This is a genomic window from Natrinema soli (assembly GCF_028618695.1).
Window position 1 is genome coordinate 1 of the sequence record NZ_JAQIVI010000319.1, and the last position, 7,434, is coordinate 7,434.

The following is a 7,434-nucleotide window of genomic DNA, read 5'->3' on the forward strand; positions in this document are numbered from 1 at the left end:
TACCGATTCTGGCTCCGCGGCCGCGCAGATGGGTGCGGTGGCCGACGGCGGAGACGTCGAGGGCTCGAGCGAGCCGCCGGCCGAGGAGAGCGAGGAGGAGTCGAACGCGTATCCAGGCGACGACGGGACGGACACCGCGGGACGGGCCCCGTGGCTGTAGTGCGGTTTCAGTACCGAATCGAAACCACTTTAGGGCGGATAGCCCAACGGAGACTCGAGGGGTCGTGGCCAAGCCAGGCATGGCGGCTGACTCCAGAGGCACCGCGCCCGGGACGACACTCCAGACTGATATACTGATCGGACACCTGATCAGTGTCCGTGTGATGACCCTCTGGAGTTCCGAGGCGCACCGGAGATATCAGTAGATCGGGGGTTCAAATCCCTCCGACCCCATACCTCTGCCGCGAGCAAATTCGCGAGCGGCAGGTATGCAAGAGGAGGGATTTGAATCAGGGAGCAGCTTCGCTGCAACCGTGGTTCAAATCCCGTCGACTCTCTGTGTGGTTTCTTCCGGTAACGGGCTGAGGTGCAGTCTATTCTCAAGTTTGACGTACACGACGAGCCCCACAGATGCGAATCGATATGATTCTCTCCCGGCTGAAGGCAGACCGTTTGGAGAACGTCTAGGCGCTCTCGAGTGAGGCCCTCGAGAAGTGGTCGCGCTCGGGGAACGATCCGCCAGTACTCCGCGGCACCGAGCTGACTTGGAAGACTCCAGGCGGCGGAACTGAGACCGGATTCGTCGGCGCTGTTGCCGATCGCTGAACCGGCCTCCATAGTGGCAACGCTCTGGATTCCGTTGTTTTCAGCAAATATTCTTGAATAACATCCCTGCTTAGACAAATCTGGTTGCAGTCGGTGCCTCGAGGGCAGGGTCAACACCGCGATCGCACCGCAACGCCTGCGGGGTCGTTTTTGTGGAGTGGATCGAGTGACACTCGAGTAGCGAACAATCTCTCGAACATCAGTGATGAAAGTTCGATCTTCAAGCCTGTCAGTTCGGCTGACTGGGATACGCTGTTGACTGATTTGATCGAAGACGGTCAGATCGAAGGGCAAGATCAGTTGACCAATAAAAACCCGACGAGTCGAGTGAAGTTGTTATTACGGTATTATTATGTATTGACTCAACAGCGTCCCACGAATCCCGATGAGATGTCTGTCGATCATATCATACCAAGTAAGGAGTTCGAGAGTACTGTCGAGGAGGAACTACAGCGCTACGAGCATCATATCGCAAATTTGGCGGAGCTTCCAAGTCGGGATAATTCAACGAAGGGTGACAAGAGTCTCGATGAGATCAGTGATCCATGGTTGATGTCGCAGGTCTCGCAGTATACCGGGATTGATGAGGAAGAGTTCGACAAGTATTGTGATATCACAGATATTGAGGAGTTGGTTGAGGTTCGGGGCAAACGGCTGAAGGAGGAGTTTTTGGAGGGGCGACGGTTTCTACTTGACGTGAAATAATGTAGAACCATCGCGTAGTGACTCGTTTCAGGGAGTCTACTGAGTTATCCATACATATTCCATCTGAATAGAACACTAAGAACCAGACTTCGATGTAACTGCCTGGGGTTGCTCGTCGACAAATACCATTCTCCGAATATGCACACGAGATGCGAACCCTCGTGTGCATATCTCGAGACTGCGTTCCTCTCTGAATGACCGACACGTTCCACCTGTTTTGGGCCGAAATGGGCCGTCCAGTGAGTCGAAAAAACGAGGATTTCGGGTGTCGTGTGTACGAGTATGCGAATCAGAACCGATGGCGACTATGCGTACCGACGAGACGCGATCGAACGCGCAGCCGACTTCTACGATTGTAATAAGACGAAAGCGGTGGTGAGCGCTTGCGACGACGTACCGAAGTGTGTCCAAGCGTCCCGTCAGGTCCTCGAGCGCGACGACCTCACGCTTGAGCAGCGCCGAGAGATCGCCGAGACGCTCTCGACGAGAGCAGTAACGTTCGAAGTCGAATTTGAGATCATCGTCGACACCGAGTAACAGTAGTTGGGCTCTGTTGAAATCCTCAGCGGCTAACAAATTTTGATGGGGATCGGTAAGTACGGGGAACTCACGATCCATTAGATCTCTGGGTTTATCTCACCGGAAGTCCAAAGACAGCACGTGTCTGGCGAAGAAGACGACCAAATAGATTCGAATAAGATGGCTCTGGGGATTGCGTTCGGGCCGCTACTAGGAGTCGCTCTTGGACTCGCACTGGGTGATATCGCGATAGGTATTCCGTTTGGTATGGTTCTCGGTATCTTTCTCGGTGTGGTGTGGGGCCTAATATAGTGAACTACCACGCGAGAACTTGAACAGTCGTTGTACTCGTACACGTAGTTGCCGTTCAGTACAGAGACGAGTGTGCATGTGTCTCAGATCTCCCGTGGTGGAAATACTCTTGGACGGGCGGCACGACCATCCTGAGTAATCCCGTATCACACGCTCACGTCTTGTTCGCGGCGATTGTTTCCTCTCCATATCATGATTCGGCGGAACCCAATTCCGAGGATGAAGCCACCTGTACCGAGGATGACCGCGAGGATGAGAGCGGCCAGCAACGCAAAGGTTGCGTCAACGAGTGGGCCACTACTACTGAGACCACCCACCACGAAATCAATCAGAAGCGCTCCGGATATCGGGCCAAAGACCAGTCCGCAACTGACGAACAGGCCAGCGTTCCGATATGCGGGCCACATCGCCAGCCCCATCCAAGCGAAGATCGTCAATACCCCGAGCAAAGTGTTTGCGGCGAGAACGCCGGGTGGAAAGAACAACTCGACCAGATCGACTCCTTCAACCGGGAGCGAAAGGTACGGACGGGTAACATATATCAGACCGCCTGCTATGACGAATAACACCCCCGCGAGCAAACCCCATCGGGCTGACCGCATGGGGTTCTTTCCCACAAGCACCCGGAGAAGCCAGCCGGTTGATTCAGCACCCGTGTCACGGGAAGGTAATCCGTGGGGAATCCGCCCAATGACGTATCCGATCGTACCAACAACGAATGCCGTAAACACCGCCCACAGGACTGGAACGATAGCCTCGTGAAAGAAGACAGTTCCCTCCTGCACGAACCAGTTCCATAACCACCCGAAGACGGGGCCGAACACGAGAAACCAACTCAGCACTAATCCGTCGTTCCAGTAGGCATTCCCGGCGGCTATTCCCCCACCAACGATAAGAACGCCTAGGACTACGAAGATAGAGAATCGTCCAAACCAGCCCTCCATCCACCTCTGCGATTCGCCGATAGTGCTCATGAGAAAGAAGACGAGGAAGAGTGCGATTCCTACACTAAACGCAATGCCAGCTCGTGCATCGTCACGACCAAGTAGCGCGTCAGTCAGAATCGAACCACGTGACATACTTACTTACTATACACCATGAAACTTAATACTCTGGTAGGATCAAAAGAGATTTTGACGATAGATATGCAGGAGTAGTTGCCGTTCAGTACAGGCGAGGAAGCGAACGGATCAAGTCAAACAGATATGATGTGTGCATATGTCCGACCGACTACTTGCCGTTCTTGTCATGCTGATAGTCTTACTAGTTGTATCTCAAACTACCGTCGTACCACGAAACCAACTGCTGGGTACGATAGGACTAGTGGTCGGAGCTATCGCCATTGTGTACGCACTTGGTGAATTAGTGAAAGCATTCTAAATTCAGCCGACTGAATCGATAAGTCCGCATCTGTAGTGTGCGTGTGTTTCGCGCTAAAATACATCTGAAGAAGAGGATTTCAACAGAGCCAGTAGTTGGTAATACAGCTCCTTCATTCAGAACCAGGTGCAAAAATGAAACATCCGATTCGGTAGGTACAGAGCAAGTGATTACGGTGGTTTCGGACTGTTGTATGATGTACCCTCTAAATGGCTTATTCGAAGATGGAGAGTGAGTTCTTCACGATGAGGGGCTACGAATTCACAGATCGGACAGGTGTACTCTTGTTGATTAGGCATCCTTACTTCGGATGCCTCTGAACTCCGTAGTAGTCCAGAATTCGTGGTTTCACCGGAATACTGGGACATCATTATAGTACTTGAAGCATAGTAATATGTCTGCTTCTAGGAGGAGCGTGTACTGGTCTATATCAGTATTGAACGGTATGGAGCCATAGAGGGTGTCATACAATATCCCAACCGACGTCATTCGTAGCTTCGTCCATGAATAAAACCAGCGACTGGTAAAATCATTCTATCACAGATAAAATAAGAACGGTGTAATCGGAGAATAGCAGGTATAAGACGGATTCTATGACACGCTCAAAGGAGGAGAAAGCAAGTTGACCGTTTACTTTGCACACGTAGTTGCCGTTCAGTACAGGGGACACATACAGCAACATGGTATCTACAAGTGATATGGACTTGGATAACGTAGGCTCGGTCCAACCCGGGAGTCGAGGCTGCCTTCAAAACGCTACGCAACGTAGATAGATACCGTCTGATCAGTTTCTGGCCCGTCTACTGTCTATAGTTAATAGACGCGGCAACCAAGAGTATTCCATGGCCAACCTCATCTACTTCATCAACGCATCACTCGATGGGTACATCGCCGACGAGAACGGCAACTTCGACTGGGGAGACCCATCTGATGAAGCGCATGCCTTCTTCAACGACCACCAACGATCTGTCGGCACCTCCCTTATCGGCCGTCGCATGTACGAGACGATGCGGGTGTGGGACACCTTTGACCTCGACGACCTACCCGAAGTACAACGCGAGTTCGCCGAGGCGTGGCGGGATACCGACAAGGTCGTCTACTCAACCACCCTGGACACCGTGCCGGAACCGCGGACCCGCCTAGAGCGGACGTTCGACCCCGAAGTGATACAGACCATGAAAGACGAAGCCGACCGCGACCTGTCAATCGGCGGCGCCGACCTCGCTGCCGAGGCCATCCGGGCAGGTCTGGCCGACCGGTACGTACTGCGCTTGGTCCCGACGATCGTCGGCGGGGGAACCCGAGCCCTCCCCGACGCAGCGCGTGTCGACCTCGCGCTCAACACGACACGTCGTTTCGACGACGGCTCAGTCCTCGTAGACTACGCCCTCCGATGACGAAACCGATCCCCAATCAGGCATTGGGATAGACCACCAGTCAGAGCAACGGAACGGATCGACTTCACCTGGAAACTACGCGGGTATTGTTATCGACCAATTTCCGAATTTCGGACATGCAAAATAAGCATCTGTACTTACCACGAGTTTCACGGAACGTTCTGAATAATGGAACTGTGCTACTCTCTACTGTTAAAACACAGAGTCAATCGAAATCTTCGCTTGCTTGGTCTCACGGTGATCGCCGCCACCGTGCCAGCGCAATAGAGGAAGATCGCTCGAGCGGACCATTTTATCGCAAAGGATTGTACTGCCCGATTGCCCGTGTGGCCGGTAGACGACGAAACAGTACCAGCCGTCGTGCCGCCGGAGTTTCTTGTGGTATTCCCGGTAGACCTTTCAGTTGCCGGGCTGACCGTCGGAAGGCTCGTGCATCGTGGACTTAATCTCGACGGGCGTTCCGTTCCCGAATCTCGCATCGTGCCAGCTGGCCCACTCGAGGTCGAATCGCCACTTCTCGGCCATCCGTTTCTCGAAGACGGTCCCGACGTAATTCGTGCTTCAGTCAGCTATTGTCCGGCTCGAGCTCGTCCGCATCAAGTTCCTTATCGAGATATTGCTCTCCGAGAGCAGTAATAACGTAGTATCCCTCATCGACTCGAGCCACGAGACCATACTCGGCCAACACGGAGAGCCGTCGGCTGACGCCAGTCCGATCACGATCGATGTTTCTCCCGATCGTCGTCGGACCAAGCTCTAACCCGGTATTCAGCACCTCCAGAATCCGCTCGTCTGTCGGATTCTGCATCCAATCACCGGGTTTCCTCATCAGTTACGCATTTCTGACCGGCTTCTTACATCGTTCGGAACGCTCGAGTGGTTAGACGATACCGTAGATAGAATTCTACGATATCGTAGAAGAATTTATTGTGATAGACGCGGGAGTAAGCAAAGACGAGCATCGCACGACCCACTACCCGTTGAGTCCAGATCGAAAATCCGGCCTGACAACCGTGACCGGCCCGCTCGAGCGACCGAACCACCCACAGACTACCCCGTGCCCAACGGCCGAACCGCCTGGATCGAACTCACCGCCTTCCAGCGCGACTGTCTCGAGGCCGTCACCCGCCTCGAGCGAACCCACATCCCCGCTCGCGAACCCGCGATCATCGACGAACTCGAGCGCGCCTACCCCAGCGTCACCCGCACCAGACTCGATCCGAACCTGCGCGTGGTCGTGGGCCGCGGCCTCCTCGAAAAGCAGCGACTCGAGGCCAACCAAGACGAGTACCCGCTCACCGACGACGGCCGCGCCCTCCTCATCCAGCGCGCCGAACACCTCGCGGTCGCCTGCGAGATCAGTGCGACCGATTCCGACGCGGTCGACTCGAACGCTCGAGCGCGCGGCGAGGGGAACGGATGACCGACTCGAGCGACGAGGCTCCGACGCGGTGCCCGAATTGCGGCGCGGTGATCCCCGAACGCGATCCGCTCGTGGGCTGGTGGCTCTGTGACGACTGCGCGATCGCGGTCACTGATGCCGGCGAACGGGTGACGTGACTCGAGCCGATCGCGGAGACCGTCCCCTCGAGCCGAAGCATCAAATTACGCCGCGGGGAGAGAAAACCCCCGTCTCGCCGGTCACTCCTCGCCGTCGGTTTTGATAATCGCAAACCAGAAGTCCTCGATCGATTGGACGAACTCGACGAACTCGTCGGTGTCCACCGGTTTTCGGATGTATTCGTCCGCCTCGAGGCCGTGGGATTGCACGATGTCTTCGCCCATCTTCGAACTCGTGAGGACGACGACTGGAATCCCGCTTAGTACCGGTTCGTTGTTCAGCTCCGCGAGGACCTCCATCCCGCTCTTGCCGGGGAGTTGGGGCTCGAGTAGGATGAGATCCGGCTGCGGGACGTCCTCGTAGTCGTCGCGCTGATGAACGAAATCGAGGGCCGCCTCACCGTCGGAGACCGTGTGAATGGCGTTCGCGATTTTCCCCTCCTCGAAGTTCTCCTCGAAGAGCCGAACGTCGCCGTGATTCGGCTCGACCAATAAAATGTCGACCACCTCCCCCAGATCAGTTTCGTCGGTCTCGTCTACCGAAGCCATACTCGGGTATGCAACCGCACGGATAAAACTGCAACTTTACAGCCCTCGTTACTGTCACGGAGTCGGTTCAGTGTCCACCGACGCTGCGTCCCCCGTTCGTGGGCCAGCCGCCCGTCACCGACCGGAGGAACACGGAACCACTACTCGCGGCCGCCGGCTCCCGTCACCCGCTCGACGACCAGCCGCTCGAGGCGCTCGATCCGCTGCTCGGTGCTCGGATGGGTCCGAAACGGGCCTGGCGACGCGA

At 55.3% G+C, this 7,434-nt stretch carries 9 protein-coding genes, 1 tRNA gene and 1 pseudogene; 7 read left to right on the forward strand and 4 right to left on the reverse strand.

The window, feature by feature from the left end; all coding sequences use genetic code 11:
• Positions 1 to 218: 218 nt before the first annotated feature.
• The 4 genes from PGX04_RS19240 to PGX04_RS19255 all read left to right on the forward strand — a co-directional run bounded on the left by PGX04_RS19240 (position 219) and on the right by PGX04_RS19255 (position 2,301).
• A tRNA-Trp gene (locus tag PGX04_RS19240) sits at positions 219 to 393 on the forward strand.
• Between the two features lie 465 nt (positions 394 to 858).
• Positions 859 to 1,470: a DUF1524 domain-containing protein gene (locus PGX04_RS19245; RefSeq protein WP_273739987.1), complete on the forward strand. Its 612-nt coding sequence runs from the start codon at positions 859 to 861 to the stop codon at positions 1,468 to 1,470.
• 282 nt (positions 1,471 to 1,752) lie between these two features.
• The gene (locus PGX04_RS19250) at positions 1,753 to 2,007 is read left to right on the forward strand and encodes a DUF7692 domain-containing protein (RefSeq protein ID WP_273739988.1); all 255 of its coding nucleotides are present in this window, start codon (positions 1,753 to 1,755) and stop codon (positions 2,005 to 2,007) included.
• A 123-nt stretch (positions 2,008 to 2,130) separates the two neighbouring features.
• Entirely contained in the window at positions 2,131 to 2,301 is a 171-nt protein-coding gene (locus PGX04_RS19255; RefSeq protein WP_273739989.1) for a glycine zipper domain-containing protein, read from the forward strand.
• Between the two features lie 146 nt (positions 2,302 to 2,447).
• Here the strand turns inward: PGX04_RS19255 and PGX04_RS19260 are convergent, their stop codons facing one another.
• Entirely contained in the window at positions 2,448 to 3,380 is a 933-nt protein-coding gene (locus PGX04_RS19260) for a hypothetical protein (protein ID WP_273739990.1), read from the reverse strand.
• Between the two features lie 1,143 nt (positions 3,381 to 4,523).
• Between PGX04_RS19260 and PGX04_RS19265 the strand changes: the two genes are divergently transcribed.
• On the forward strand, positions 4,524 to 5,078 hold the full coding sequence (locus PGX04_RS19265) for a dihydrofolate reductase family protein (protein WP_273739991.1): 555 nt from the start codon (positions 4,524 to 4,526) through the stop codon (positions 5,076 to 5,078).
• A 192-nt stretch (positions 5,079 to 5,270) separates the two neighbouring features.
• Here PGX04_RS19265 and PGX04_RS19270 read toward each other — a convergent pair.
• Both PGX04_RS19270 and PGX04_RS19275 read right to left on the reverse strand, forming a co-directional pair.
• A pseudogene (locus PGX04_RS19270) lies at positions 5,271 to 5,633 on the reverse strand (PD-(D/E)XK family putative nuclease); the annotation flags it as partial.
• Positions 5,634 to 5,643: 10 nt separating this feature from the next.
• Entirely contained in the window at positions 5,644 to 5,907 is a 264-nt protein-coding gene (locus PGX04_RS19275) for a winged helix-turn-helix domain-containing protein (RefSeq protein ID WP_273739993.1), read from the reverse strand.
• A gap of 228 nt (positions 5,908 to 6,135) precedes the next feature.
• On the opposite strand from PGX04_RS19275, the gene PGX04_RS19280 reads away from it, so the two are divergent.
• Both PGX04_RS19280 and PGX04_RS19285 read left to right on the forward strand, forming a co-directional pair.
• Positions 6,136 to 6,501 carry a PadR family transcriptional regulator gene (locus PGX04_RS19280; RefSeq protein ID WP_273739994.1) on the forward strand — a complete coding sequence of 122 codons (366 nt, stop codon included), beginning with the start codon at positions 6,136 to 6,138 and terminating at the stop codon, positions 6,499 to 6,501.
• The gene (locus tag PGX04_RS19285; protein WP_273739995.1) at positions 6,498 to 6,638 is read left to right on the forward strand and encodes a hypothetical protein; all 141 of its coding nucleotides are present in this window, start codon (positions 6,498 to 6,500) and stop codon (positions 6,636 to 6,638) included. Before PGX04_RS19280 ends, PGX04_RS19285 begins: the two co-directional genes overlap by 4 nt.
• Positions 6,639 to 6,719: 81 nt before the next feature.
• On the opposite strand, the gene PGX04_RS19290 is transcribed toward PGX04_RS19285, so the two are convergent.
• Complete coding sequence (locus PGX04_RS19290) at positions 6,720 to 7,187, reverse strand: response regulator (protein ID WP_273739996.1); 468 nt, start codon at positions 7,185 to 7,187, stop codon at positions 6,720 to 6,722.
• Positions 7,188 to 7,434 lie beyond the last annotated feature (247 nt).